General features: G+C 69.5%; 26 protein-coding genes. 7 read left to right on the top strand and 19 right to left on the bottom strand.

Annotated features, from left to right (window positions below; translation table 11 throughout):
- Positions 1 to 37 precede the first annotated feature (37 nt).
- Positions 38 to 1,165, bottom strand: a complete 1,128-nt coding sequence (locus tag AC5Y43_RS06505) for a M24 family metallopeptidase (RefSeq protein WP_499970560.1) — start codon at positions 1,163 to 1,165, stop codon at positions 38 to 40.
- A 19-nt stretch (positions 1,166 to 1,184) separates the two neighbouring features.
- On the opposite strand from AC5Y43_RS06505, the gene AC5Y43_RS06500 reads away from it, so the two are divergent.
- Positions 1,185 to 2,141 carry a 5'-3' exonuclease gene (locus AC5Y43_RS06500; RefSeq protein ID WP_499970558.1) on the top strand — a complete coding sequence of 319 codons (957 nt, stop codon included), beginning with the start codon at positions 1,185 to 1,187 and terminating at the stop codon, positions 2,139 to 2,141.
- A 6-nt stretch (positions 2,142 to 2,147) separates the two neighbouring features.
- Here the strand turns inward: AC5Y43_RS06500 and AC5Y43_RS06495 are convergent, their stop codons facing one another.
- From AC5Y43_RS06495 to dop, 13 genes are all read right to left on the bottom strand, one after another.
- Entirely contained in the window at positions 2,148 to 2,897 is a 750-nt protein-coding gene (locus AC5Y43_RS06495; protein ID WP_499970556.1) for a DUF4333 domain-containing protein, read from the bottom strand.
- A gap of 67 nt (positions 2,898 to 2,964) precedes the next feature.
- Positions 2,965 to 5,727 carry a DEAD/DEAH box helicase gene (locus tag AC5Y43_RS06490; protein WP_499970554.1) on the bottom strand — a complete coding sequence of 921 codons (2,763 nt, stop codon included), beginning with the start codon at positions 5,725 to 5,727 and terminating at the stop codon, positions 2,965 to 2,967.
- A 90-nt stretch (positions 5,728 to 5,817) separates the two neighbouring features.
- Positions 5,818 to 6,786, bottom strand: a complete 969-nt coding sequence (gene tatC, locus AC5Y43_RS06485; RefSeq protein ID WP_499970552.1) for a twin-arginine translocase subunit TatC — start codon at positions 6,784 to 6,786, stop codon at positions 5,818 to 5,820.
- Positions 6,787 to 6,826: 40 nt separating this feature from the next.
- Entirely contained in the window at positions 6,827 to 7,081 is a 255-nt protein-coding gene (gene tatA, locus AC5Y43_RS06480; protein WP_499970551.1) for a Sec-independent protein translocase subunit TatA, read from the bottom strand.
- Between the two features lie 50 nt (positions 7,082 to 7,131).
- Complete coding sequence (locus tag AC5Y43_RS06475) at positions 7,132 to 8,103, bottom strand: helix-turn-helix transcriptional regulator (RefSeq protein ID WP_499970550.1); 972 nt, start codon at positions 8,101 to 8,103, stop codon at positions 7,132 to 7,134.
- Entirely contained in the window at positions 8,100 to 9,098 is a 999-nt protein-coding gene (locus AC5Y43_RS06470; RefSeq protein WP_499970548.1) for a helix-turn-helix transcriptional regulator, read from the bottom strand. Before AC5Y43_RS06470 ends, AC5Y43_RS06475 begins: the two co-directional genes overlap by 4 nt.
- Positions 9,099 to 9,106: 8 nt before the next feature.
- Positions 9,107 to 10,465, bottom strand: coding sequence for a Pup--protein ligase (pafA, locus tag AC5Y43_RS06465; protein WP_499970546.1), 1,359 nt, complete (start codon positions 10,463 to 10,465; stop codon positions 9,107 to 9,109).
- Positions 10,466 to 10,562: 97 nt separating this feature from the next.
- On the bottom strand, positions 10,563 to 11,003 hold the full coding sequence (locus AC5Y43_RS06460; RefSeq protein WP_499970544.1) for a type II toxin-antitoxin system VapC family toxin: 441 nt from the start codon (positions 11,001 to 11,003) through the stop codon (positions 10,563 to 10,565).
- A gap of 2 nt (positions 11,004 to 11,005) precedes the next feature.
- Positions 11,006 to 11,260, bottom strand: a complete 255-nt coding sequence (locus AC5Y43_RS06455; protein ID WP_499970542.1) for an antitoxin — start codon at positions 11,258 to 11,260, stop codon at positions 11,006 to 11,008.
- A 191-nt stretch (positions 11,261 to 11,451) separates the two neighbouring features.
- Positions 11,452 to 12,288 carry a proteasome subunit alpha gene (gene prcA, locus AC5Y43_RS06450; protein WP_499970540.1) on the bottom strand — a complete coding sequence of 279 codons (837 nt, stop codon included), beginning with the start codon at positions 12,286 to 12,288 and terminating at the stop codon, positions 11,452 to 11,454.
- Positions 12,285 to 13,172 (bottom strand): proteasome subunit beta, encoded by an 888-nt coding sequence (gene prcB, locus AC5Y43_RS06445; RefSeq protein WP_499970539.1) that lies wholly within the window; start codon positions 13,170 to 13,172, stop codon positions 12,285 to 12,287. Before prcB ends, prcA begins: the two co-directional genes overlap by 4 nt.
- The gene (locus AC5Y43_RS06440; protein WP_067114400.1) at positions 13,169 to 13,363 is read right to left on the bottom strand and encodes a ubiquitin-like protein Pup; all 195 of its coding nucleotides are present in this window, start codon (positions 13,361 to 13,363) and stop codon (positions 13,169 to 13,171) included. The genes prcB and AC5Y43_RS06440 overlap by 4 nt, the downstream gene beginning before the upstream one ends.
- A gap of 85 nt (positions 13,364 to 13,448) precedes the next feature.
- Positions 13,449 to 14,957, bottom strand: coding sequence for a pup deamidase/depupylase (gene dop, locus AC5Y43_RS06435; RefSeq protein WP_499970537.1), 1,509 nt, complete (start codon positions 14,955 to 14,957; stop codon positions 13,449 to 13,451).
- A 101-nt stretch (positions 14,958 to 15,058) separates the two neighbouring features.
- On the opposite strand from dop, the gene AC5Y43_RS06430 reads away from it, so the two are divergent.
- Both AC5Y43_RS06430 and AC5Y43_RS06425 read left to right on the top strand, forming a co-directional pair.
- Positions 15,059 to 16,225, top strand: a complete 1,167-nt coding sequence (locus tag AC5Y43_RS06430; protein WP_499970534.1) for a hypothetical protein — start codon at positions 15,059 to 15,061, stop codon at positions 16,223 to 16,225.
- Positions 16,226 to 16,234: 9 nt separating this feature from the next.
- Positions 16,235 to 16,840 (top strand): hypothetical protein, encoded by a 606-nt coding sequence (locus AC5Y43_RS06425; RefSeq protein WP_499970532.1) that lies wholly within the window; start codon positions 16,235 to 16,237, stop codon positions 16,838 to 16,840.
- Between the two features lie 18 nt (positions 16,841 to 16,858).
- Here the strand turns inward: AC5Y43_RS06425 and arc are convergent, their stop codons facing one another.
- Positions 16,859 to 18,688: a proteasome ATPase gene (gene arc, locus AC5Y43_RS06420; RefSeq protein ID WP_499970531.1), complete on the bottom strand. Its 1,830-nt coding sequence runs from the start codon at positions 18,686 to 18,688 to the stop codon at positions 16,859 to 16,861.
- Positions 18,689 to 18,933: 245 nt separating this feature from the next.
- Between arc and lppK the strand changes: the two genes are divergently transcribed.
- Together lppK and AC5Y43_RS06410 are read left to right on the top strand one after the other, a co-directional pair.
- Entirely contained in the window at positions 18,934 to 19,515 is a 582-nt protein-coding gene (gene lppK, locus AC5Y43_RS06415; RefSeq protein ID WP_499970529.1) for a lipoprotein LppK, read from the top strand.
- A gap of 6 nt (positions 19,516 to 19,521) precedes the next feature.
- On the top strand, positions 19,522 to 19,818 hold the full coding sequence (locus AC5Y43_RS06410; protein WP_499970527.1) for a DUF503 domain-containing protein: 297 nt from the start codon (positions 19,522 to 19,524) through the stop codon (positions 19,816 to 19,818).
- A 93-nt stretch (positions 19,819 to 19,911) separates the two neighbouring features.
- Here AC5Y43_RS06410 and trmI read toward each other — a convergent pair whose 3' ends face one another.
- Positions 19,912 to 20,754: a tRNA (adenine(58)-N(1))-methyltransferase TrmI gene (gene trmI, locus AC5Y43_RS06405; protein ID WP_499970525.1), complete on the bottom strand. Its 843-nt coding sequence runs from the start codon at positions 20,752 to 20,754 to the stop codon at positions 19,912 to 19,914.
- A 73-nt stretch (positions 20,755 to 20,827) separates the two neighbouring features.
- Between trmI and AC5Y43_RS06400 the strand changes: the two genes are divergently transcribed.
- Together AC5Y43_RS06400 and AC5Y43_RS06395 are read left to right on the top strand one after the other, a co-directional pair.
- A complete protein-coding gene (locus tag AC5Y43_RS06400; RefSeq protein ID WP_499970523.1) occupies positions 20,828 to 21,709 on the top strand; it encodes a RecB family exonuclease in 882 nt (293 codons plus the stop codon).
- Positions 21,706 to 22,500, top strand: coding sequence for a thioesterase family protein (locus AC5Y43_RS06395; protein WP_499970521.1), 795 nt, complete (start codon positions 21,706 to 21,708; stop codon positions 22,498 to 22,500). Before AC5Y43_RS06400 ends, AC5Y43_RS06395 begins: the two co-directional genes overlap by 4 nt.
- A gap of 3 nt (positions 22,501 to 22,503) precedes the next feature.
- Here the strand turns inward: AC5Y43_RS06395 and AC5Y43_RS06390 are convergent, their stop codons facing one another.
- The 3 genes from AC5Y43_RS06390 to hisG form a co-directional block, all read right to left on the bottom strand.
- Positions 22,504 to 23,874, bottom strand: coding sequence for an FAD-containing oxidoreductase (locus AC5Y43_RS06390; RefSeq protein ID WP_499970519.1), 1,371 nt, complete (start codon positions 23,872 to 23,874; stop codon positions 22,504 to 22,506).
- Positions 23,871 to 24,353 (bottom strand): glycine zipper 2TM domain-containing protein, encoded by a 483-nt coding sequence (locus tag AC5Y43_RS06385; protein WP_499970517.1) that lies wholly within the window; start codon positions 24,351 to 24,353, stop codon positions 23,871 to 23,873. Before AC5Y43_RS06385 ends, AC5Y43_RS06390 begins: the two co-directional genes overlap by 4 nt.
- A 57-nt stretch (positions 24,354 to 24,410) precedes the next feature.
- Positions 24,411 to 24,636 (bottom strand): ATP phosphoribosyltransferase (gene hisG, locus AC5Y43_RS06380; RefSeq protein ID WP_499970515.1); only part of this gene is annotated, 226 nt, incomplete at its 5' end.

Here is a 24,636-nt window from a genome sequence, read left to right as displayed (position 1 = left end):
CCGTCGCGGCAAGCTGGCTACGACCACAACTCGCTCATCAACAGGCGGGCACCACGATCAGGTCGTGCGGGCGGTTGTTGACGGCCTCGGCGCCGTCCTCGGTGACGACGACGATGTCCTCGATGCGCGCGCCCCACCGCCCGGGAAAGTAGATGCCCGGCTCGACGGAGAAGGCCATGCCCGCGGACAGGGGCAGGTCGTTGCCGGTGACGATGTAGGGCTCCTCGTGCACCGACAAACCGATGCCGTGCCCGGTGCGGTGCACAAAATACTCAGCGAGTCCGGCCTCGGCCAGCACGTCGCGCGCGGCGGCGTCGACCTGCTCGGCCGTCACCCCGGGACGCGCCGCGTCCAGCGCCGCGCGTTGGGCCCGCTGCAAAACCGAATACTGTTGTGCCACTTCGGGGATCGGTCTGCCAATGCTGTAGGTGCGGGTGGAATCGGAGTGGTAGCCGGGTTCGTAGGCGCCGCCGATGTCGACGACGACGACATCGCCCGCCCGCAGTTCCCGGTCCGAATAGCCGTGATGCGGGTCGGCAGCGTGCGGCCCGGAGCCGACGATGATGAACGCCACTTCCGAATGCCCTTCGGCGACAATCGCTTCGGCGATATCGGCGGCGACGTCGGCCTCGGTGCGGCCCGGGCGCAGGAAGTCCGGCACGCGGGCGTGCACCCGGTCGATGGCCGCGCCGGCCTTGCGCAGCGCGTCGATCTCGCACTCCTCCTTGACCATCCGCAGCCCGCGCAGCACGTCGGTGGCCAGCACGGGCGGCACGCCCAGCACATCGGCGAGTGGCACCAGGTGCAGCGCGGGCATGGAATCGGTGACGGCGGACGCGGCGGAGCCGCCGCCCAGAGACGCGCGCACCAACTCGTATGGGTCGTCGCCGTCGACCCAATCCCGCACGGCCAGGCCCAGTTCCGCGACGGCCGACTCCTTGAGCGAGGCGAGCTCGAGGCGGGGCACCACGACCGTCGGATCGCCGGATGCCGGCAACACCAGCGCGGTGAGCCGCTCGTGGGTCTGGGCGCGCGAGCCGATGAGGTAGGCCAGGTCGTGGCCCGGGGTGATCACCAGGCCGGTGAGGCCGGCATCGGCGGTGGCCGCGGCGGCCGCGGCCAGCCGGCGCGCATACACCCCGGTGTCGAATCGGCGGGAATCCATGGCTGGCAGGATAGCCCGCATGCCACAACCGCTCGTGTTGCTCGACGGCGCCAGCATGTGGTTCCGCTCGTATTTCGGGGTGCCGTCGTCGATCACCGCCCCCGACGGGCGGCCGGTCAACGCGGTGCGCGGGTTCCTCGACGCGATGGCCGTGGTGATCACCCAGCAGCGACCCGCCCGGCTGGCGGTGTGCCTGGACCTGGACTGGCGCCCGCAGTTCCGGGTGGACCTCATCCCGTCGTACAAGGCGCACCGGGTCGCCGAGGCCGAGCCCGCCGGCGAGCCCGACGTCGAGGAGGTGCCCGACGACCTGACGCCGCAGGTCGACATGATCATGGAACTGCTGGACGCGTTCGGCATCCCCACCGCGGGCGCCGAGGGCTTCGAGGCCGACGACGTGCTGGGCACGCTGGCGGCGCGCGAACGCACCGATCCGGTGGTGGTGGTCAGCGGCGATCGCGACCTGCTGCAGGTGGTCGCCGACGACCCCGTCCCCGTCCGGGTGCTCTACCTGGGCCGGGGGCTTTCCAAGGCCACGTTGTTCGGGCCGGCCGAAGTGGCCGAACAATATGGCGTGCCGCGGGAACGGGCGGGCGCGGCCTACGCCGAGCTGGCACTGCTGCGCGGCGACCCGTCCGACGGCCTGCCCGGGGTACCGGGCGTCGGCGAGAAGACGGCAGCCACCCTGCTGGCCCAGCACGGTTCGCTGGAACGCATCCTGGCCGCCGCCCACGACCCAAAGTCCAAGATGGCCAAGGGTTTACGCGCAAAGCTGCTCGGCGCCGCCGACTACATCGAGGCCGCGCACCGGGTGGTGCGGGTCGCCACCGACGCGCCGGTCGGGCTGTCGACGCCCGACGACGCCCTGCCGCTGACGGCCGCGCATCCCAGGCGCACCGCCAAGCTGGCCACCGAACTGGGCGTCGGGTCCCCGATCGCCCGCCTGCAGAAAGCGCTCGACGCGCTGCCCGGTTAGCGGACCCTACTGGGGCCGGCCGACCTCGTAGGTGCCCTTGTTGTCCTGGAACGTCACCGTCACACGCTTCTTGGCGCCGTCGATGCTGACATCACAATCGAACGTGCCGCCCTTCTTGACGACGGGGTCCTGGCCGTGGTTGCACGCGACGTCCTTGACGTTCTTGGCGCCGTAGCCGTTGGTCTCGTCGGTGAGCACCTGCTGGACGCCGGCCTGGGCCTTGTTGACGTCCAGTTTGGTGGTCACGAAAAACCCGGGCTGCCAGAAGCCGAGCACCAGCACCACCGCGATGACCAGCAGGGCGATCGCGGCGGCCACGCCCCCGAGCAGCGCGGTCGGCCGCTTCTTGCCCGGCTGCTCGTACGGCGGGTACTGCTGCGGGTACTGGCCGGGCTGAGGGTACTGACCGTATTGACCGGGCTGGGGGTACTGACCGGGCGGCGGGTACTGGCCGGGCTGGGCGTACTGCCCGGGCTGGGCGTACTGGGTGGGCTGCGCACCGTACTGGCCGGGCTGGGCCCCCGGTTGGCCATAGCCGGGCTGCTGGGAGTACTGCTGCGGGTAGGCCTGCTCCGTGGGCTGTTGGTACTGCGGGTAATCGGCCGGGGGGGTGTAGGCCGGCGCCTGCCATGTCGCGTCCTGACCCGGGTGCTGCTGCCACGGCGATCCCACCTGCGTGGGATCCGACGACTGATCGCCGCCCTGACCGGGCGGTTGCCACTGCTGGCCCGGCTCCGATCCCTGCGGTCCGCTCATCGTTTCTCCTCGATCCCTCGTTAAGTCCCTCGTTTACCCGGCCCTGCCACGGTAGCTCGCGCCCAGCCTACCCGGCGTCAACTGCGACGACGCCGCGCCGGACGTCGTTGATCGCGCGCTTGGCGGCCGCGCGCAGCTCGGGATCCGGCGCCGCGTTGCGCACCTGGTCGAGCAGGTCGAGCACCTGGCGGCACCACCGCACGAAGTCCCCGGCCGACAGCGGGGCACCAGATCCGGCTGCATCGGCCGCCGCCAGAGCGGCGGTCAGATCGCCCGTCCGCGCCCACCGGTAGATGACGTGGACAAAGCCGTCGTCGGGCTCGCGGCTGGGGACGATCCGGTGCGCCTGCTCGTCGGCGCGCAGCGCGGTGGACAGCCGCGACGTCTGCTGCAGGGCCTGACGCAATCGCTGCGTGGGCACCTCGGCCGCCAACACCGCGCCCCCGCCGTCGCCGCCCCGGGACTCGTACAGCACCGCCGACACCACCGCCGCCAACTCGGCCGGCTTCAACCCCGCCCACGCCCCCGAGCGCAGGCATTCGGCCACCAGCAGGTCGCTCTCGCTGTAGATGCGAGCCAGCAATCTGCCGTCGTCGGTGACGCGGGGGTCGTCGGCCGGCCCCTCGATGAAGCCCCGTTCGGTGAGCAGCCCGACGATCCGGTCGAACGTGCGGGCCAACGAGTTGGTGGCGGCGCCCACCTTTTTCTCCAGCTGCGCGTTGTCGCGTTCGATGCGCAGATACCGCTCGGCCTGACGCATCCGGGTTTCGAGGCCCGGCCCGTTGTGCGCGGGATGGCGGCGCAGCTGCTCCCGCAACGACGACAGCTCCGGATCGTGAAATGCGCCGTCGGTGTCGCCGCGGCCGCCGCGGCGGGCGGTCGGGAGGTCCAGTCCGGAGACGGCCGAGCGCAGCGCCGAGGCGAGGTCGCGCCGGACCCGCGGCTGGCGGTGTTCGACCCGCTTGGGCAACGACATCGATCCCACCGGCGCCGACGCCCCCGTGTAGTCGGCCGTCGAAATCCGTCCCGCCCAACGGTTCTCGGTGAGCACCAGCGGTCGTGGGTCGAAGCTGTCGCGGGCCGACTCCAGCACCACCGCCAGACCGCCGCGGCGGCCGTGGGTGATGTTGATGATGTCGCCGCGGCGCAACGCGGCCAGCGCGTCGCTGGCCGCCTGCCGCCGCTGCAGCCGCGACGCGCGCGACTGCGCGCGCTCCATGTCGGAGATGCGCGCGCGCAGCCGGGCGTATTCGAAGATCGGCGCGTCGTGCCCGCCGAGCTCGCCGGCGATCTCGTCGAGCATCCGCTTGCCGCGTTCGATGCCGCGGACCAGGCCGACGACGGAGCGGTCGGCCTGGTACTGGGCGAACGACTGCTCGAGCAGCTCGTGCGCCTGTTGGGGGCCCATGTGCTGAACCAGGTTGATCGTCATGTTGTACGACGGGGCGAACGAACTGCGCAGCGGGAAGGTGCGGGTGGACGCCAGCCCGGCCACCGCGGCGGGTTCGGTGGTCTCCTCGCCGGGGTTCCACAGCACCACCGCGTGCCCCTCGACGTCGATGCCGCGCCGGCCGGCGCGGCCGGTCAGCTGGGTGTACTCGCCCGGCGTCAGCGCCGCGTGCTGCTCGCCGTTGAACTTCACCAGCCGCTCGAGCACGACGGTGCGTGCGGGCATGTTGATGCCGAGCGCCAGGGTTTCGGTGGCGAACACCGCCTTGACCAGGCCGGCGGTGAACAGCTGCTCGACCGTGTGCCGAAACGCCGGCAGCATGCCGGCGTGGTGGGCGGCCAGGCCGCGCAACAGCCCCTCGCGCCACTCGTAGTAGCCCAGCACGGCCAGGTCGGCGTCGGCCAGGTCGCCGCAGCGGTGGTCGATCACCTCCGCGATCTGGGCGCGCTCCTCCTCGGTGGTCAGCCGCAGCGGCGATCGCAGGCATTGCTGCACCGCGGCGTCACAGCCCGCCCGCGAAAACACGAACGTGATCGCCGGCAGCAGGCCCTGGGAGTCCAGGATCGCGAGCACGTCGGGCCGCGCGGGCGGCCGGTAGAAACGTGGCCGCCCCTGACCCCCCCGTCCCCTCCGGGGACTGTGCCAGTCCGACATCCGGTCCGCCTCGCGGCGATGGGCGATGTGGCGCACCAGGTCCGGATCAACACGGGGGCCGCGCGACGTGTCGGCTTCGGGTGCTTCGGCCCCGGGGTCGAACAGGTCGAACAGGCGCTTGCCCACCAGGACGTGCTGCCACAGCGGGACGGGCCGGTGTTCGTCGACGACGACGGTGGTGTCGCCGCGAACGGTCTGGATCCAGCCGCCGAACTCCTCGGCATTGCTCACCGTCGCCGACAGGCTGACCAGCCGCACCTCGTCGGGCAGGTGCAGGATCACCTCCTCCCACACCGGCCCCCGCATCCGGTCGGCAAGGAAATGCACCTCGTCCATCACCACATGGGAAAGACCTTGCAGCGCAGGCGAATTCGCGTACAGCATGTTGCGCAGCACTTCGGTGGTCATCACCACGACGGGCGCGTCGCCGTTTACCGACATGTCTCCGGTCAGGAGCCCGATCCGGTCGCGACCGTAGCGCGCGGTCAAATCGGTGTGCTTCTGGTTGCTCAGGGCCTTCAGCGGGGTGGTGTAGAAGCACTTGCCGCCGGCCGCCAGCGCCAGGTGTACGGCGAATTCGCCGACCACCGTCTTGCCGGCGCCGGTCGGCGCACAGACCAGCACGCCGTGACCGCGTTCCAGCGCCGCGCAGCCCCGCTGCTGAAAGTCGTCGAGGGCAAAGGGTAGCTCCGCGGCGAACCGGTCCAGCTCGGCGAGCTCGGTCACGCCGTCGCCCGATGACGCGAGCGTCCGCAGATGTACATGAAATGCGGCGTGTCGCGGTACCAACACGCCCGCTCGCGAGGGGGGTGGGGGTTATGTGACGTCGTCATGGCTCCCGGCGATGATGGACGGCTCGGGTATCGACTCCGCTATCGGCGAGGGCGGCTCGATGACCGAGGCCTCGTCGTCGGGGATCGCCGCCTGGGCCTCGCGCTTGGCCTTGCGCCGGTCGTGCAGCCGCGCGATCTGGATGGCGAACTCGAGGAGCACCGACAGCGCCATCCCGAGCGCCGTCATCGAGAAGGGATCGGATCCCGGCGTGAACACCGCCGCGAAGACGAACATCGCGAAGATCAGCCCGCGCCGCCACGCCTTGAGCCGCTGGTAGGGCAGCATGCCGGTCATGTTGAGCATGACGATCAGCAGCGGGAACTCGAAGCTGACGCCGAACACGACCAGCAGGTTGATCAGGAAGCCGAAGTACCGGTCCCCCGACAGCGCGGTCACCTGCACGTCGCTGCCGACGGTCAGCAAAAAACCGAGCGCCTTGGACAGCACGAAGTACGCCAGCACCGCGCCGCCCAGGAACAACACCACCGCGGGGATCACGAAGCCGATCGCGAAGCGGCGCTCCTTCTGGTAGAGCCCCGGGGTGATGAACGCCCACAGCTGGTAGAACCACACCGGGCAGGCCAGCACGACCCCGGCGGTCAGCCCCACCTTGAGCCGCAGCATGAACTGGTCGAACGGCGCGGTCGCCAGCAGCCGGCACTGCCCGTCGGCGCTGATGCTCGCGCGGGCCGACTGCGGCAGCGAACAGTACGGGTGGCGCAGCCATTCGCCGAGGCTTTCCAGCCCGAAAATCGAGTGCGAGTACCAGACGAACCCGAAGATCGTCGTGATCAGGATCGCCGCCAGCGCGATCAGCAGCCGGGTACGCAGCTCGGTCAGGTGGTCGACCAGCGACATCGTCGCGTCGGGGTTGGTGCGGCTGCGCCTGTTGCGGGGGTTGAGCCGTTTCAGCAGGCCGGCGGGGCGCGCTGAAACCCTGAAACCTTTCACGACGTTTCGTCAGTCGCGCTCGGGCACCGCGGCGGCGCGGCTAGGCCGGGCGCGCTTCGGTGTGCCCCTGCTCGGTGGCCGCCGGCGGGTCGACCCGCTGCGACTGCACGGGCTGGGGATTCTCGATGGAGTGCGCTTCGGGCTTGCCCTCGGTCTGCATTTCCCGGATCTCGGACTTGAAGATGCGCATCGACTTGCCCAACGACCGCGCCGCATCGGGGAGCTTCTTGGCACCGAACAGCAGGACCACGACGACCGCGAGGATCGCCCAGTGCCACGGACTAAGACTGCCCACTTTGATTACCTCCAGACGTCCACCCGATGCTACCGCAGCGAGGCCCCGACCTAGTGGGAGCGCGCCGCGACCTGGTAGGACTGCAGCGCGGCGGTGGCGGCCTCCCGCACCCGCTTGGCCAGCGGCTGCGGTTCCAGCACCCGCACCGCCGACCCGAAGCCGAGCACCAGGCGCGTCATCCAGTCCTCGGAGGCATAGGTCATGACGGCCTCGCACGATCCGCCGGCCAACTCGCGCACGTCGCGCATCGGGTAGTACTCGAACATCCACGAGGCCGAGGGCGCCACCAGGAGCTTGGCCGACGGCAGGGACGGGTCGCCCTCGAACAGCGAGGTATCCGGCGGCGCCTGCAGCGCCGGTTCGGGGGCGGCGGCCGGCTCTCCCAGGTCGCGGGCCTCCACGATCCGGTCGAAACGGAACAAACGAACGCCTTCGGCCTCCCGCGACCAGGCCTCCAGGTAGCTGTGACCGCCGATCAGCAGGACCCGGATCGGGTCGACGATCCGGCTGGTCAGGGTGTCATGGGAGGCGGAGTAGTAGTCGATCGCCAGCGCGCGTTTGTCCTGTACCGCCCTGCGCACCGCGGCCGCGGCCCGGCTTTCGGCGGGTGCGCGCTCGTCGACGGCGGCCATCGTGCCGTCCTGGCCGACGGCGCCGGCGGCGGCCTCGATCTTGGCGATCGCGCTGCGCGCCGCCTGCGGATCGACCACGCCCGGGATGTCGGCCAGCGCCCGCAGCGCCACCAGCAGGCCCGTCGCCTCCGGCGAGGTGAGCTTGAGCGGCCGGTCGATGCCCGCGGAGAACGTCACCTCGATGGTGTCGCCAGAGAACTCGAAATCGATGAGGTCGCCCGGGTAATAGCCGGGCAAGCCGCAGATCCAGAGCTGGTTGAGGTCGTCCTCCAGCTGCTTGGCCGACACCCCCAGATCCGCGGCGGCCTTGGCCCGGGTGACCCTCGGGTTGGCTTGGAAATACGGCACCATGTTGAGCAGCCGGACCAGCCGGGTGGAGATGAGTGTCATTGCGCCTGGCCTTCCAATCGGGCCAGCACGTCGTCGCGCAGGGACTCCGGCTCGAGCACGACGGCATCGGCGCCATAGCCGGCGATGTCGCGCGCGAGCTGGTCGGCAAACCCGATGTCGAGTTCGATCACCTCGCCGTCGCGGCCACCCAATTGCCGTGGGGCCGTTGGCGTTCCGGCGCGTCGCAGCGCGGTCGCACGGCCGTCGGCGACCCACACCCGGGCCCGCCCGAGCGTCGGCGCCGCGGAAACTTCGTTGACCGTCTGGGTCACGATCTTGCGCAGGTCCACGCCGTCGGGCACGGTGACGGCACCGGCCGGGCCGACCGGGGTGACGTCGGCGCCGATCCGGGACAGCCGGAACGTGCGGGTGGCGTCGCGGTCGCGGTCGTGGCCCACCAGATACCAACGACCCTTCTCGGTGACCACGCCCCACGGCTCGACCGTGCGCGTGGCGAAGGGCTCGGCCCGCGAGGGCCGGTGCGGGAATTGCACGGCCTGACGAGAATCGATGGCGGACAACAGGATTCCGAGAACGTCCTCCGACCCGCGCAGCCCCGGCACGCCGCCCGGGGACGCGATGGCTACCGGGGCGGCGGCATCGACGGCGTCGACGTCGACCCCGGCGGCGCGCAGCTTGAGCAACGCGCCCTGGGTGGCGGTGATCAGCTCGGGTGACTCCCACAATTGCGTCGCGACGGCCACCGCGGCCGCCTCGTCCGGAGTCAGCTCGACCGGCGGCAGCGCATAGGCGTCGCGGTTGATCCGGTAGCCCTCGGTGGGGTCGGTCACCGAGACCCGGCCGACCTCGAGGGGGATGCCGAGGTCGCGCAGCTCGTTCTTGTCGCGCTCGAACATCCGCGAGAACGCCTCGGCGGACGGGCTGTCGGAATAGCCGGCGACGCTGGACCTGATCTTTTCGGCGGTGATGTAGCCGCGGGTGGACAGCAGAGCGATGACGAGGTTGACCAGCCGCTCGACTTTCGAGATCGCCATTCGTCCGGCTACATGCTCGCGATCAGCCGCTTGACCCGCTCGTCGACGGACCGGAACGGGTCCTTGCACAGCACGGTGCGCTGGGCCTGGTCATTGAGCTTGAGGTGCACCCAGTCGACGGTGAAGTCGCGGCCCGCCGCCTGGGCGGCACTGATGAACTCCCCGCGCAACCGGGCGCGGGTAGTCTGCGGCGGGTTGTCGACGGCCTCGGCGATGTCCTCGTCCGTGGTGACACGAGCGGCCAGGCCCTTGCGCTGCAGCAGATCGAAGACGCCACGCCCGCGCTTGATGTCGTGGTAGGCCAAATCCAGCTGGGCGATCTTGGGGTCGGACAGCTCCATGTCGTAGCGGTCCTGGTAACGCTGGAACAGCTTGCGCTTGATCACCCAGTCGATCTCGGTGTCCACCTTCGCGAAATCCTGGCTCTCGACGGCGTCGAGCTGGCGGCCCCACAGGTCGACGACCTGCTCGATCTGCGCGTTGGGCTCCCGGGTCTGCAGGTGCTCGACGGCGCGGCTGTAGTACTCGCGCTGGATGTCCAGCGCGCTGGCCTGGCGCCCGCCGGCCAGCCGCACCGGCCGCCGGCCCGTGACGTCGTGGCTGACCTCGCGGATGGCGCGGATCGGGTTGTCCAGGGAGAAGTCGCGGAAGGGGACCCCGGCCTCGATCATCTCCAGCACCAGCGCGGCGGTGCCCACCTTGAGCATGGTGGTCGTCTCGCACATGTTGGAGTCGCCGACGATGACGTGCAGCCGCCGGTACTTCTCGGCGTCGGCGTGCGGCTCGTCGCGGGTGTTGATGATCGGGCGTGATCGGGTGGTGGCGCTGGAGACGCCCTCCCAGATGTGCTCGGCGCGCTGCGACAGGCAGAACGTGGCCGCCTTCGGCGTCTGCAGCACCTTGCCCGCGCCGCAGATCAGCTGGCGGGTGACCAGGAACGGCAGCAGCACATCGGAGATCCGGGAGAACTCGCCGGCCCGCACGATCAGGTAGTTCTCGTGGCAGCCATACGAGTTGCCCGCCGAGTCGGTGTTGTTCTTGAACAGGTAGATGTCGCCGCCGATGCCCTCGTCGGCCAGGCGCTGCTCGGCGTCGACGAGCAGGTCTTCGAGCACCCATTCGCCGGCGCGGTCGTGCGTGACTAGCTGCACCAGGCTGTCGCATTCGGCCGTGGCGTACTCGGGGTGGCTGCCGACGTCGAGGTAGAGGCGCGCCCCGTTGCGCAGGAAGACGTTGGAGCTGCGGCCCCACGACACCACCCGGCGGAACAGGTAGCGGGCGACCTCATCCGGGGACAGGCGGCGATGGCCGTGGAACGTGCAGGTAACACCGAACTCGGTCTCGATCCCCATGATTCGCCGCTGCACGTAATCGAGGGTACTGGTTGTCCGGGGGCCAGGGTGCGGAAGCCGCGCCCATTGTGTATGCGGAAGCCTCAGTGACGTCGCCGCAGGAGGCCCGTTCTCATCGACCGGGCGGGGCCGACGGCAGGTCCCAGCGCACCCCGGGGAATCGGCCGAAGTCACTGTCGTACGACACGATGCTGGCGCGATGCTCGACGGCAAGCGCGGCCAGGTGCGCGTCGTTGACGAGGTTGCCGCCGGCTCCGACTTGCCCCACCATCCTGGCCAGGATCTCGGCGTGCGCCGCCGTCGGATTCACCAGCACCGCGCTCGGCGCGGCCAGCCAGTCGGCGACCTGACCAGTGGCCTCGGCCGGAGTCAGCGGCCGCGGAAACAGCCCGTCCTTGGTCGCGAGCCGGACGAAGGCCAGCAATGGAACCCAGGCGAAGCCGACGCTGTCGGCGCCCGACAGCGCGTCGTCGAGCCAGCGCACGGACGGCGCGTGATGTTCGCTCGACGTGTTGACCGCATAGAGCAGCACATTGGCGTCGACGATCTTCATTGTTAAGACCGACGCCGCTGACGGCGAACGAGTTCCTCGTCTTCGAGTTCGGCGGCAAGCTGTAGCGCCCGATCGAGGTTGACCGCGGGGACACCGAGGTCAGCGGTGCGGGTCGCGAACCGGCGCGGTTCGGTTCCCCCCGCGGCGCCGTCACGGATCGCGTCGTTCAGCGCTTTTTTGAAGGACACGTGCCGCTCGGCCATCCGGCGTCGCACCAAGTGCTCGACGTCGTCGTCCAATGTCACCGTGGTCCGCATCTTGACAGCATAGCATCAAGATTATTGACAGCATGCTGTCACGCAAGGGATGCGCCCAGTGCGAGGCCATGGCATTGGGTGCGCGCGCAGGGCGGGATTTTGGTCGGTTAGCCGCCCAGGCTTCACTGCGAAAGCCCACGCTTCACGCTCAATGGCGGGCCGAGTGGCCGGCTCAGAGCAACGCGCTAGTCCTATGACTTGCCGTCGGCCGACGCGTCTTTGGCATCCTTAGTGTCCTTGGCGGCCTTGGCGTCCTTGGCGTCCTTGGCGTCCTTGGCGTCCTTGGCGTCCTTGGATCCCTTGGCGCCCTTGGCGTCCGCCTTCTGCAGCAACGATTCCAGCGCGGGACCGCTGATCCGCCGAAACGCCCGCCGCGGCCGGTTGGCGTCGAGGATGGCCACCTCCAGGTTGGACACGTCCAGTGGGGGCTGCTCGCTCGAGCCACCGTTGGCGCTGCCGGCGCGTAACGCGCCGACCGCGATCCGCACGGCGTCGGTGAGGTCGGCGTTCTCGGCGTACGACTCCTTCAGCGCGGTGGTGATCGGCTCGGTGGTCCCGCCCATCACCACGAAGTGCGGCTCGTCGGCGATGGACCCGTCATAGGTAATCCGGTACAGCTCAGGCGGTTTCGTCTCACCGAAGTGCGCGACCTCGGCGACGCACAATTCCACCTCGTAGGGCTTGGCCTGCTCGGTGAAGATGGTGCCCAGCGTCTGCGCGTAGACGTTGGCCAGCTGCCGACCGGTCACATCGCGACGGTCGTAGGCGTAGCCGCGGGTATCGGCGAACTGAATCCCGCCGCGGCGCAGGTTGTCGAATTCGTTGAACTTTCCCGCGGCCGCGAAGCCGACGCGGTCGTAGAGCTCGCTGATCTTCTGCAACGAGCGCGACGGGTTCTCCGCGACGAACAGCACACCACCGGCGTAGGCCAGCGCGACCACGCTGCGGCCCCGCGCGATGCCCTTGCGCGCGAGCTCGCTGCGCTCGCGCATCGCCTGCTCGGGCGAGATGAAATACGGGAAACTCACTTCTCACCTCGCGGCTCGGCGTCGGGACCGAAAGTGTCTGCGCGCGAGCGGCTTTCGATGACTTCACGGGCAAGCTCGGCGATGCGGCTCTCCGGCACGTCGGCCGCACCCTCGGCGCCGATGGTGACCGCCGTCGGGTAAATGCCGCGGACCAGATCCGGCCCGCCGGTGGCCGAGTCGTCGTCGGCGGCGTCGTAGAGCGCCTCGACGGCCACCCGCACCGCCGAATTGGCATCGGCGACTTGCGAATACAGCTTCTTCATCGACGACTTGGCGAAGATCGAGCCCGACCCCACCGCCTGGTAGCCCTCTTCCTCGATGTTCCAGCCGCCGGCGGCGTCGAACGAGACGATGCGGCCGGCGCTTTCGGGGTCCGCCGCGTGGATGTCGTACCCGGCCAGCAGCGGCAGCGCCACCAAACCTTGCATCGCCGCGGCCAGGTTGCCGCGCACCATGATCGCGAGCCGGTTGACCTTTCCGGCGAACGTCAGCGGTACGCCTTCGAGCTTCTCGTAGTGCTCGAGTTCCACCGCGTACAGGCGGGCGAACTCGACGGCGATCGCCGCGGTGCCGGCGATGCCCGTCGCCGTGTAGTCGTCGGTGATGTACACCTTCTTCACGTCGCGGCCCGCGATCATGTTGCCCTGCGTGGAGCGGCGGTCGCCGGCGATGACGACGCCGCCGGGGTATTTCAGCGCGACGATGGTGGTGCCGTGTGGCAGCTGGGCCCCGGCGCCGCCGGGCTGCGCGGCTCCCCCGAAACTGGCCGGCAGCAACTCGGGCGCCTGGCGGCGAAGGAAGTCAGCAAACGAAGAAAGGTCTACGGCCGGGCTCGCTGGAAGTGCGGAATTGGTGGACAGGCGATGGGAGGACGGCCAGGTCACTGTCCGCCCTTTTGGACGTACGCGCGGACGAAGTCCTCGGCGTTTTCCTCAAGGACGTCGTCAATCTCGTCGAGCAGATCGTCGGTTTCCTCGGCCAACTTTTCGCGACGCTCCTGGCCCGCGGCAGTGCCGTCGGCGAAGTCGTCATCGTCGCCGCCGCCACCGCCACGCTTGGTCTGCTCCTGAGCCATCGCCGCCTCCTGGTTGGTTCTGGGCCTGTTTCCCTACATTACCGGTCAACACCGGTGGATCCCCGCGTTTCCCGGTCTAACGGGCTTAGCTGGTCAGTTGTTCCACCAGTTCGACGGCGCTGTCCACGGAGTCCAGTAACGCGCCCACATGCGCCTTGCTGCCGCGCAGCGGCTCGAGCGTCGGGATGCGCACCAGCGAATCGCCGCCGAGGTCGAAAATCACCGAGTCCCAGCTCGCCGCGGCGATGTCGGCGCCGAACCTGCGCAGGCATTCGCCGCGGAAGTAGGCGCGCGTGTCCGTGGGCGGCTTGTCGACGGCCTCGAGCACCTGGTGCTCGGTGACCAGGCGCTTCATCGAGCCGCGCGCGACGAGCCGGTTGTACAGGCCCTTGTCCAGCCGGACGTCGGAATACTGCAGGTCGACGAGGTGCAGCCGCGGCGCCGACCAGTTCAGGTTCTCGCGCTGTCGGAAGCCGTCGAGCAGGCGCAGCTTGGCGGGCCAGTCCAGCAATTCGGCGCAGTCCATCGGGTCGCGCTCGAGTTTGTCGAGCACGTCGGCCCAGGTCTCGACGACGTCGGATGCGCGGGGGTCGGGGTCGCGGCTGTCGACCAGCTTGGCCACCCGATCGAGATAGACCCGTTGCAGCGCAAGGCCGGTCAGTTCACGGCCGTCGGCCAGGGCCACCGCGACCCGCAACGACGGGTCGCGGCTGATGGCATGCACGGCGTGCACCGGCCGCGCCAACGCGAGGTCGCTCAGGTCTATCCCGTGCGCGGGGCCCTCTTCGATCAGGTCGAGCACCAGCGCCGTGGTGCCCAGCTTCAGGTACGTCGACGTCTCGGCGAGGTTGGCGTCGCCGATGATGACATGCAGGCGCCGATACCGGTCGGCATCGGCGTGCGGCTCGTCGCGGGTGTTGATGATGCCGCGTTTGAGCGTGGTCTCCAGCCCGACCTCGACCTCGATGTAGTCGGAGCGCTGGGACAGCTGGAAGCCGGGCTCGTCGCCGGCGGGGCCGATGCCGACGCGTCCCGAGCCGGTGACGACCTGCCGGGAAACGAAAAACGGTGTCAGGCCCGCGATGATGGCCGAGAACGGCGTCTGGCGGCTCATCAGGTAGTTCTCGTGGGAGCCGTACGAGGCGCCCTTGCCGTCAACGTTGTTCTTGTAAAGCTGCAGCTTGGCGGCGCCGGGCACGCTGGCGACGTGCCGCGCCGCGGCCTCCATCACGCGCTCGCCGGCCTTGTCCCAGATCACCGCGTCCAACGGGTCGGTGCATTCGGGGGCGGAGTATTCGGGGTGGGCGTGGTCGACGTAGAGGCGCGCGCCGTTGGTCAGGATCATGTTGGCCGCGCCGACCTCGTCGGCGTCGACGACCGGTGGGGGCCCGGCCGAGCGGCTCAGGTCGAAGCCGCGGGCGTCACGCAGCGGCGATTCCACCTCGTAGTCCCAGCGCGTGCGTTTGGCGCGCTGAATCCCGGCGGCCGCCGCATAGGCCAGGACCGCCTGCGTCGAGGTGAGGATCGGGTTGGCGGTCGGGTCCGACGGCGAGGAAATGCCGTACTCGACCTCCGTGCCGATAATCCGTTGCATTCCTTCAAGATAGGCCCGGTGACCATATAGCCCGCGAAGTGGGGGTAAATGCTCGCGAGAACGGCCGGACTGGCGCGCCTCGGGCACTAGGGTGAGCCCGCATGGGGCTATCCGGCGCGGCCGCCGAAAGCTGGTTCCTGCAGCGGGGTTTGCCGGCGGTGCTGACGAGGCGGTCCCGTTGGCGGCGGCTGTGGCCGCGGTCGGCCCCGATGCTGGCGGCGTATGCGGCGCTGCAGGCCTGCGCGCTGGCGCTCTACCTGATCACCGGCGGCCATGACGTCGAGATCGCCGGCGAGCCCACTACCTCCGAAGTGATCGTGCTGACCATCGTCGGCCTCGCGCTTCCCACGATGAGCGTCGTCGGGTGGCTGGTGTCGGGGTTGCGCGGCGGCCGGGCCCGCGCGGGCGCGGCGACCGTCGCCGTGCTCGTCGTGGCTTGCGTGAGCACCATCGTCGGCGGTGCGACCAACCTGGCCCAGGACGCCGTCGTCGTCGCGGCGGTGCTGCTTCTGACCGGCTGCGGCGTCGGGTCGGTCGTCGGGTGGGCGGTGCGCATGATGCTGTCGCACCTTGCGACGGTGGGCGCCCTGGCCGTGCGAGCCCTGCCGGTGGTGTTGCTGACCGCCCTGGTGTTTTTCAACAGTTATGTGTGGATCATGTCGACGACGATCAGCGGGGACCGGCTGGCGCTGGCGATCGCGTTCCTGCTGTCCATCGCCGCGGTCTTCGTCGTCTCCGCCACCGGTGAACGCGTCCGGCCGGCCCTGCGCACGGCGGCCGTGCAAGGTAATGACCCCAAAGACGCTGAGCGGCTTGTCGACACGCCGTTCGCGACGATGCCGGACGTCGGCGATTGCGCGCCGCTGAAACGGGCCGAACGCCTCAACGTGGTATTCGTGCTGGCCGCCTCGCAGCTGGCGCAGATCCTAGTGGTGGCCGTGGTCACCGCCACCATCTACCTGATTCTGGGGCTGATCGTGCTCACGCCGTCGCTGCTGAATGAATGGACCCACACCTATACCAGCACCGCGACGGTGCTGGGATTCACGCTGCCGGTGCCCGATTCGCTGATCCACATGACCCTGTTCCTCGGCGCCCTGACGTTCATGTACATCAGCGCCCGCGCGGCCGGCGACGCCGAGTACCGCGCCACGTTCCTCGACCCACTGATCGACGACCTGCGCACGACGTTGATCGCGCGCAACCGCTACCGCGGCGCCGTGGCCGTCACCGCGTGTGAAGTTGACGCCGACGGGGGTAGTGATTAATTTCACAAGGTGACCGATTTGGCCGGGAAACGTTATGGCGAAGTACTTCTCGTGACGCCCGGCGAGGCCGGCCCGCAGGCCGCGGTCTACAACAGCTTTCCGCTCAACGATTGTCCCGCCGAGTTGTGGTCGGCACTGGATGCGCACGCCATCGCCACCGAAAACGGCGCGGCCGCAGCGCTTCTCAACGGCCCGCGGTACTGGCTGATGAACGCCATCGAAAAGCGGCCGCAGGGCCCGCAGATCACGAAGAGCTTCGGGGGCATCGAGATGATCCTGCAGGCGACTGTCCTGCTGTCGTCGATGAACCCGGCGCCGTTCACCGTCAACAAGGTGAGCCGCCATACGGTGTTCGTGTTCAACGCCGGCGAGGAGATCTACGAACTCGTCGACCCCCGGGGGCAGCGCTGGGTCATGCAGACCTGGAGCCAGGTCGCCGACCCCAACCTGAGCCGCGAGGACCTGCCCGGGCTGGCCGGCCGGCTCGACCTGCCCAGGGGGTGGAGTTACCAGTCGCGCGTACTCACCGAAGAACTGCGGGTGGACACCCGGACCCAGGCCGCCGAGGTGCTGCAGGACAACCTGACCAACAGCTACTCGCTGGAAACCGGCTGACCCGAACGGCGACTGCGCCTACAGGTACTGGCCCAGGTTCGACTCGGTGTCGATGGCCCGCGACGCGCTCGAGCTCTTGCCTGTGACCAGCGTGCGGATGTAGACGATCCGCTCGCCCTTCTTGCCCGAAATCCGCGCCCAGTCATCGGGGTTGGTGGTGTTGGGCAGGTCTTCGTTCTCGGCGAACTCGTCGACGATCGAGTCGAGCAGGTGCTGGATGCGCAGGCCCGGCTGGCCGGTTTCCAGCACCGACTTGATCGCGTTCTTCTTCGCGCGGTCGACGACGTTCTGGATCATCGCCCCGGAGTTGAAGTCCTTGAAGTACATGACCTCCTTGTCACCGTTGGCGTAGGTGACCTCCAGGAACCGGTTGTCGTCGATCTCGGCGTACATCCGGTCGACGACCTTTTCGATCATCGCCTTGATGCAGGCGGTGCGGTCGCCGTCGAACTCGGCCAGGTCGTCGGCGTGCACCGGCAGCGCCTCGGTCAAATACTTCGAGAAGATGTCTTGCGCCGCTTCGGCATCCGGGCGCTCGATCTTGATCTTCACGTCGAGGCGACCGGGCCGCAGGATCGCGGGGTCGATCATGTCCTCGCGGTTGGAGGCGCCGATCACGATGACGTTCTCCAGGCCCTCGACGCCGTCGATCTCGCTCAACAACTGCGGGACCACCGTGGTCTCCACGTCCGAGGAAACCCCGGTGCCGCGGGTGCGGAAGATCGAGTCCATCTCGTCGAAGAACACGATCACCGGCGTCCCCTCCGACGCCTTCTCCCGGGCCCGCTGGAAGATCAGCCGGATGTGGCGCTCGGTTTCGCCGACGAACTTGTTCAGCAGCTCGGGACCTTTGATGTTCAGGAAGTAGGACTTGGCCTCGCGGGCGTCGTCGCCGCGGACCTCGGCCATCTTCTTGGCCAGCGAGTTGGCGACGGCCTTGGCGATCAACGTCTTACCGCAGCCGGGCGGGCCGTAGAGCAGCACACCCTTGGGCGGGCGCAGCGCGTACTCGCGGTAGAGCTCCTTGTGCAGGAACGGCAGCTCGACGGCGTCGCGGATTTGCTCGATCTGGCGGGTCAGGCCGCCGATGTCTGAGTAGCTGACGTCCGGCACCTCCTCCAGCACCAGGTCCTCGACCTCGGCCTTGGGGATGCGCTCGAAGGCATAGCCGGCCTTGGTGTCCACCAGCAGCGAGTCGCCGGGGCGCAGCTTGCGCGGCTTGGTGTCGTCGTTGAGGGCGTCGGGCACGCCGTCGGGCAAATCCTCGGCGACCAGCGGCTCGGCCAGCCATACGATGCGCTCCTCGTCGGCGTGGCCGACGACGAGGGCGCGGTGCCCGTCGTTGAGCACCTCGCGCAGGGTGGAGATCTCGCCGACCGACTCGTACGTGCCGGCCTCGACCACGGTCAGCGCCTCGTTGAGACGGACGGTCTGGCCCTTGCGCAGCGAAGCGACCTCGATGTTGGGCGAGCAGGTCAGGCGCATCTTGCGGCCCGAGGTGAACACGTCGACGGTGTCGTCGTCGTGCGCCCCCAGCAAAACGCCGTAGCCGCTGGGCGGCTGACCCAGCCGGTCGACCTCTTCGCGCAGCGCCAGCAGTTGCTGGCGAGCTTCCTTGAGGGTCTCCATCAGCTTGGAGTTGCGGGCGGCAAGGGAGTCGATACGGGCCTCGAGCTGGTGCACGTCACGGGCGGAGCGAGCGCTGCCGTGGGATCCCACCGTGTTGTCCAGTTGCTCGCGCAGCACTGCTGCCTCACGGCGTAGCTGTTCCAACTCGGCAGCGTCGCCGCTGGACATGCCAGTTTCACGTGCGTTGCCGAATGCTTCAGAACGCTCTGAGTCACCCATGTTGCGCCCCTTTCCCGCCGCGAAAGTGCGGTGGATACTTCAACGCTACCGGCGATTGCGGGTTGATGTGGGCAGTCAAATACCAACGAAAAGCTAAGACTTTGGCTGCACTGGTAATCTCTGCCACGAATCGCGCCGATCGAAAGGACAGCCGTGGCCCCAAACGCCCTCCCAACCGGCTCCGCCGGCGCCGTCTTTCCCGTCGCGCCGACGTCCGGTGTGACATCCATTGCACCCGTTGGCCCGTGGTTGCCCCCTGGACGCGGCTAGGCCTGCAGGTTGCGCTGGGCGCCGCCGCGGTGACGGTCGCGGTCGCCGGGTGCTCGCACGCCGGGCCCAAGGTCGTGGCGTCCTCGTCCTCGGCGGTCACGGGCACGTCGACCCCGCTCGTGGTCGCGGCCCCGCCCACCGCTCCCCTGCCCGCCCCCGAGGCGCTGATCGACGTGCTGAACCGGCTGGCCGACCCCAACGTGCCCGGCATCGACAAGGTGAACCTCGTCGAGGGCGCAACCCCCGACAACGCGGGCACCCTGGACAAGTTCACCAAGGCGCTGCGGGACAACGGCTACCTTCCGATGACGTTCGTGGCCAAGAACCTCGCCTGGTCGGACAAGAACCCGTCCCACGTGACCGCCACCGTCACCGTCAACACCGCCCAGGCCAACAATGGCACCTTCACCTTCCCGATGGAGTTCACCCCATTCCAGGGCGGTTGGCAGCTCTCTCGGCGGACCGCGGAAATGCTGCTGGCCCTGGGCAACTCGGCAACAGGGAGCACACCGGCAAGCCCCGCGCCGCCGCCACCGTCGCCCGGTCCCCCCGGCTGAGTTGCGATGTGGATCGGCTGGCTCGAGTTCGACGTGCTGCTCGGCGACGTGCGGTCCCTCAAACAGAAGCGGACGGTGATCCGTCCCGTCGTGGCCGAGTTGCGGCGCAAGTTCAGCGTGTCGGCCGCCGAAACGGGCGCCCAGGACCTGCACCGGCGCGCGGGCGTCGGCGTCGCCGTTGTGTCCGGTGACCGCAACCACGTCGTCGACGTGCTGGACGCGGCCGAACGCCTGGTGGCCGCGCATCCCGAGTTCGAGCTGCTGGCGGCGCGGCGGGGTCTGGTACGCAGCGACGACCAGTGAGGCCGGCCCGCCGCCGCGAAAGTGCACCTATCTACGGCCCCACTCGAACAACACGTCGGCAGCTGCACTCTCGCGGCCCCCCGGCTCGCCCGCTCAGCCGTCGCGGCCCTCGCGCTTGCGGCCCAGCGGCACCGGGGCGACCACGCCGGGCGCCAGGCGCCGGGTGAAGATCAGGAACGCGGTGTGCCCGCGCATCGAATGCTGCGGCCGAACGGCCAGCCCGACGACGTTCCACCCGCGCTGCAGCGTCTCCCAGGACCGCGGTTCGGTCCAGCACTGCTGGGCCCGCAGGGCTTCGACCACCCGCGACAGCTGGGTGACCGTGGCCACATAGATCATGAGCACCCCGCCGGGAACCAGCAGGCGCGCGGCGGCCCCGAGGACGTCCCAGGGCGCGAGCATGTCGAGCACGGCGCGGTCGAACGAGCCGTCGGGCAGGGTGGAATCGTTGAGGTCGTCGATGATGAGCTGCCAGTTGTCGGGCGCCCCGCCGCAGAACACCTCCACGTTGCGGCGGGCGTGCTCGGCGTGGTCGGCGCGCTGCTCATAGGAGACCACCAGGCCGTCGGGCCCGACGGCGCGCAGCAGCGAGCAGGTCAGCGCGCCGGAACCCGCCCCGGCCTCCAGCACGCGGGCCCCGGGACCGATGTCGCCCTCGTGCACGATCTGGGCGGCGTCCTTGGGATAGATCACCTGCGGCCCGCGGGGCATCGACATCACGTAGTCGACCAGCAGCGGGCGCAGCGCCAGGAACGGCGCGCCGTTGCTGGACTTGACGACGCTGCCCTGTTCGAGGCCGATCAGCGCGTCGTGGGCGATGGCGCCGCGATGGGTGTGAAACTCGGCGCCGGCAGTGAGCGTCATCGTGTAGTGCCGGCCCTTGGCGTCGGTGAGCTGGACGCGTTCACCAGCGGTGAATGGGCCGGTTCCGGACACGCCGTCTAGCGTGCCAGCCGACGCGCCCGCCGAACTGCCCGGGGTTGTCGGCACCCGGTTCTAGGCTGCGTGTATGACGGTTCGGCCGGAGGAAGACGCGGTGCGGCCGGCTTCCCGGCCGGCCCTCTCGCCGTCGCGGGCGGCGGACTTCAAACAGTGCCCGCTGCTGTATCGGTTCCGGGCCATCGACCGGCTGCCCGAGGCGCCGTCGGCGGCGCAGCTGCGGGGGTCGGTGGTGCACGCGGCACTCGAGCAGCTCTACGGCCTGCCCGCGGGGCAGCGCGTTCCCGACACCGCGAGCTCGCTGGTCGAGCCCGCCTGGGACCGGGTGATCGCGGCCGAACCCGACCTGGCCGCCGAGCTGGACCCCGAACAGAAGAGCCAACTGCTGGACGAGGCCCGCGCGCTGCTGTGCGGCTACTACCGGCTGGAGGACCCGACCCGCTTCGACCCGCAATGCTGCGAGGAGCGGGTGGAGGTCGAGCTCGCCGACGGCACACTGCTGCGCGGCTTCATCGATCGCATCGACGTCGCCGCCACCGGGGAGCTGCGCGTGGTCGACTACAAGACCGGCAAGGCGCCGCCGGAAGCGCGGGCGCTCGCCGAGTTCAAGGCGATGTTCCAGATGAAGTTCTACGCGGTGGCGCTGCTGCGGTCCCGCGGGGTGCTGGCCACCCGGCTGCGGATCATCTACCTGGCCGACGGTCAGGTGCTGGACTACACGCCCGACCACGACGAGCTGATGCGCTTCGAGAAGACCCTGATCGCGATCTGGCGCGCCATCCAACACGCCGCGCCGACGGGCGATTTCCGGCCCAGCCCGTCGCGGCTGTGCGACTGGTGCGCCCACCAACAGCTCTGCCCGGCATTCGGGGGAACGCCGCCGCCCTACCCCGGCTGGCCGGAACACACGGCGCCGCAAGCCGTTTCGCAACCGACCGAACCGGCGGCATGACCGGCTGCTTCTACCGTCGCCTCCCGCCCGAAGGCGACTATCAGTCGTTTGCTCCGACCGACTTCACGCGCAGCAACTGGGGTCCCGAACTGCAGCACGGCTCGCCGCCCTTGGCTCTGCTGACCAAGCTGATCGAAGAGCTCGCGGCGGGCTCCGGGCTGCGCGTCGGCCGGCTGAGCCTGGACATCCTGGGCGCAGTTCCGGTGCAACCCCTTCGCGCCCGCGCGTGGGTGGAGCGCCCGGGCTCGCGGGTCTGCATGATGGCCGCCGAGCTGTCGGCCGCCCGCGACGGCGCGCCCCCGCGCGCGGCGGCGCGGGTGACGGCGTGGCTGCTGGCCGCCACCGACACCGCCGACGTCGCGTGCGACCGCTACCCGCCGCTGACGGAGGGCGCCGCCCAACCGCTTCCGGCCCCGTTCGCCGATGCCGGCGGCTACTTCGACGCGATCCGCTGGCGCCCGCAGGACACCGACGGGCAGCCGGCGGCGGTGTCCTGGTTCAGCCCACTGGTCCACGTCGTCGAGGCCGAACCCATGTCGGCGCTACAGCGGCTGGCCGGCGTCGTCGACTGCGCGAACGGCGTGGGCAAGGTCCTCGACCCGGACCGGTTCGTGTTCATGAACACCGACACCGTCGTCCACCTGCACCGGCTTCCGGCCGGCAACGACTTCGCGCTGCGCGCCCGCGCGTCGATCGGGCCGGACGGCATCGGAGTCACCACGGCCGAGGTGTTCGACCGCGACGGGTTCATCGGGACGTCGGCGCAGACGCTGCTGATCCAGCGCCGGTGACGGTCAGTCGAGCGGCGACATCTCCTGCAGCATCGTGGGAATCAGCTCGCTGACGGTGGGGTGGATGTGCATGGTGCGCGACAGCGTGGTGTAGGGCGCCTTGGCCGACATGACGTCCAGAATGGCGTGGATCGCCTCGTCGCCGCCGACGCCGAGGATCGCGGCGCCCAGGATCTCGTCGGTGTCGGCGTCCACCACGATCTTCATAAAGCCTTGCGTCTCACCCTTTTCCACCGCCCGCCCGACCCTGGTCATCGGCCGCTTGCCGACCAGCGCCCTGCGCCCCGACGCGTGGGCCTGCTCGACGGTCAGGCCGGCGCGCCCCAGCGGCGGGTCGATGTAGAGCGCGTAGGTGGTGATGCGGTCGCTCACCCGGCGGGGGTCCTCATCGAGCAGGTTGGCGGCGACGATCTCAAAGTCGTTGTAGGAGGTGTGGGTGAAGGCGCCTTTGCCGTTGCAATCGCCCATCGCCCAGATGTGATCGACATTGGTCTTGAGCTGGTCGTCGACCTCGATGAAGCCGCGCGCGTCGGTCTTGACGCCGGCCGCCGGCAGGTTCAGGTCGTCGGTGTTGGGCCGCCGGCCCACCGCCACCAGCAGGTGACTGCCGGCGATGGGGACGGCCCCGGCGCTCGGTGTGAGCTGAAATCCATTGTCGCTCTTGATGATTCGCACGTCGTCGGCGCCGACGACGACGTCGATGCCCTCGGCCTCCAGGATGTCCCGGACCGTGGCGGAGACGTCCCCGTCTTCGCGGGACGCCAGGCGTGGGCCGCGCTCGACCACCGTCACCCGGGCGCCGAAGCGGCGATACATCTGCGCGAATTCCAGCGCTATGTAGCTGCCGCCGAGGATGACGAGATGGCTTGGCACGGTGTCGAGTTCAAGGATCGAGGTGTTGGTGAGGAACTCCACGTCGGACAGGCCCGGGATGTCGGGCACCACCGCGCGGCCGCCGACGTTGAGGAAGATCCGGTCGGCGCGCAGCTGCTCGCCATCGACGTCGACGGTGTGCGGGTCCGTGAAACGCGCGTGGCCGCGAACGACGGTGCAGCCGTCCATGCCGTTCAGCCAGCTTTCGACACCGCGGCGATCGGCGAGCATGATGCCGTCCTTGCGCGCCTTGACCTTCGCCATGTCGACGCTGACGGGACCGGCCCCGACGCCGTATTCCGCTGCGCGCCGGGCCAAGTGCGCGGCGTGCGCGCTGGCCACCAGCGTCTTGGTCGGGATGCATCCGGTGTTGACGCAGGTGCCGCCGATCAGGTTGCGCTCGATCACCGCGACGCGTTGCCCGGCGGCCGTCAGCCGGCCCGCCAGTGGAGGCCCGGCCTGCCCGGCGCCGACGACGATCGCGTCGAAACGCTGCGTCACAGGTGGGCCGTCAGCGCGAGAACCGCAAAGCCCCCCAGGATCGCGATGGCGTCCTCGAGCAGCGCGATCGGCAGGTCCTGCCCGCCGCGGGCGGCCACCAGCCGCCGGCGCGCGTGGTAGCCGCCGAGGGTGCCCAGCACCGCGCCGATGACGCCGGCCCCGAGCGAGCTGAACGTGTAATGCCACGCCGCGCCGATGACGGCGCCGGCAAACCCGCCCATGACGAGCCGGGCGGCGAAAATCGGTGGCGCGGTGCGTGCCGGCGTCTTGGGCAGCTTGTCGTTGACCAGTTCGCCGACCGCGAGAACGGTCAGGATCACCACCGTGATGATGTTGGCCACCCAGGCAGCCCAGGTCCCGTGCAGGTTGATCCAGGTGAGGAAGGCCGCCCAGGCGACCACGGCCGGGGCCGTCAGCGACCGCAGGCCGGCGACGACACCGATCAGCAACGCCATCAACAGAACCAGTGCGTGGGTCACGGCGGCCTCCTCTGCCTCAGGGCGGACGCTAACACAGGTGGCGCTTCACCACCGTGATCAAAACCGGCAGAACCGGATGTCCGAAGCCAGGATCGCCTTGGCACCGATCGCCGCCAGTTCGTCCATGATCTCGTTGACGCCGCGGCGGGGCACCAGCGCGCGAATGGCCACCCAGTCCGGGTCGGCCAGCGGGGCGATGGTCGGCGACTCCAGGCCCGGGGTGATCGCGGTGGCCTTGTCCAGGACCGAGCGCGGGCAGTCGTAGTCCAGCATCAGGTATTGC

Source organism: Mycobacterium sp. NGS57 (assembly GCF_059812405.1).
This window is presented reverse-complemented; position numbering and strand designations above follow the sequence as displayed.

Coding starts and splice junctions, on each gene's coding strand:
- AC5Y43_RS06505 (WP_499970560.1), bottom strand. CDS start 1,165: ATGGATTCCCGCCGATTCGACACCGGGGTGTATGCGCGCCGGCTGGCC.
- AC5Y43_RS06460 (WP_499970544.1), bottom strand. CDS start 11,003: ATGAAGATCGTCGACGCCAATGTGCTGCTCTATGCGGTCAACACGTCG.
- AC5Y43_RS06455 (WP_499970542.1), bottom strand. CDS start 11,260: ATGCGGACCACGGTGACATTGGACGACGACGTCGAGCACTTGGTGCGA.
- dop (WP_499970537.1), bottom strand. CDS start 14,957: ATGCAACGGATTATCGGCACGGAGGTCGAGTACGGCATTTCCTCGCCG.
- AC5Y43_RS06495 (WP_499970556.1), bottom strand. CDS start 2,897: ATGAGCGGACCGCAGGGATCGGAGCCGGGCCAGCAGTGGCAACCGCCC.
- AC5Y43_RS06410 (WP_499970527.1), top strand. CDS start 19,522: ATGTGGATCGGCTGGCTCGAGTTCGACGTGCTGCTCGGCGACGTGCGG.
- AC5Y43_RS06475 (WP_499970550.1), bottom strand. CDS start 8,103: ATGACACTCATCTCCACCCGGCTGGTCCGGCTGCTCAACATGGTGCCG.
- AC5Y43_RS06395 (WP_499970521.1), top strand. CDS start 21,706: ATGACCGGCTGCTTCTACCGTCGCCTCCCGCCCGAAGGCGACTATCAG.
- AC5Y43_RS06400 (WP_499970523.1), top strand. CDS start 20,828: ATGACGGTTCGGCCGGAGGAAGACGCGGTGCGGCCGGCTTCCCGGCCG.
- arc (WP_499970531.1), bottom strand. CDS start 18,688: ATGGGTGACTCAGAGCGTTCTGAAGCATTCGGCAACGCACGTGAAACT.
- AC5Y43_RS06500 (WP_499970558.1), top strand. CDS start 1,185: ATGCCACAACCGCTCGTGTTGCTCGACGGCGCCAGCATGTGGTTCCGC.
- AC5Y43_RS06430 (WP_499970534.1), top strand. CDS start 15,059: ATGGGGCTATCCGGCGCGGCCGCCGAAAGCTGGTTCCTGCAGCGGGGT.
- AC5Y43_RS06440 (WP_067114400.1), bottom strand. CDS start 13,363: ATGGCTCAGGAGCAGACCAAGCGTGGCGGTGGCGGCGGCGACGATGAC.
- AC5Y43_RS06470 (WP_499970548.1), bottom strand. CDS start 9,098: ATGGCGATCTCGAAAGTCGAGCGGCTGGTCAACCTCGTCATCGCTCTG.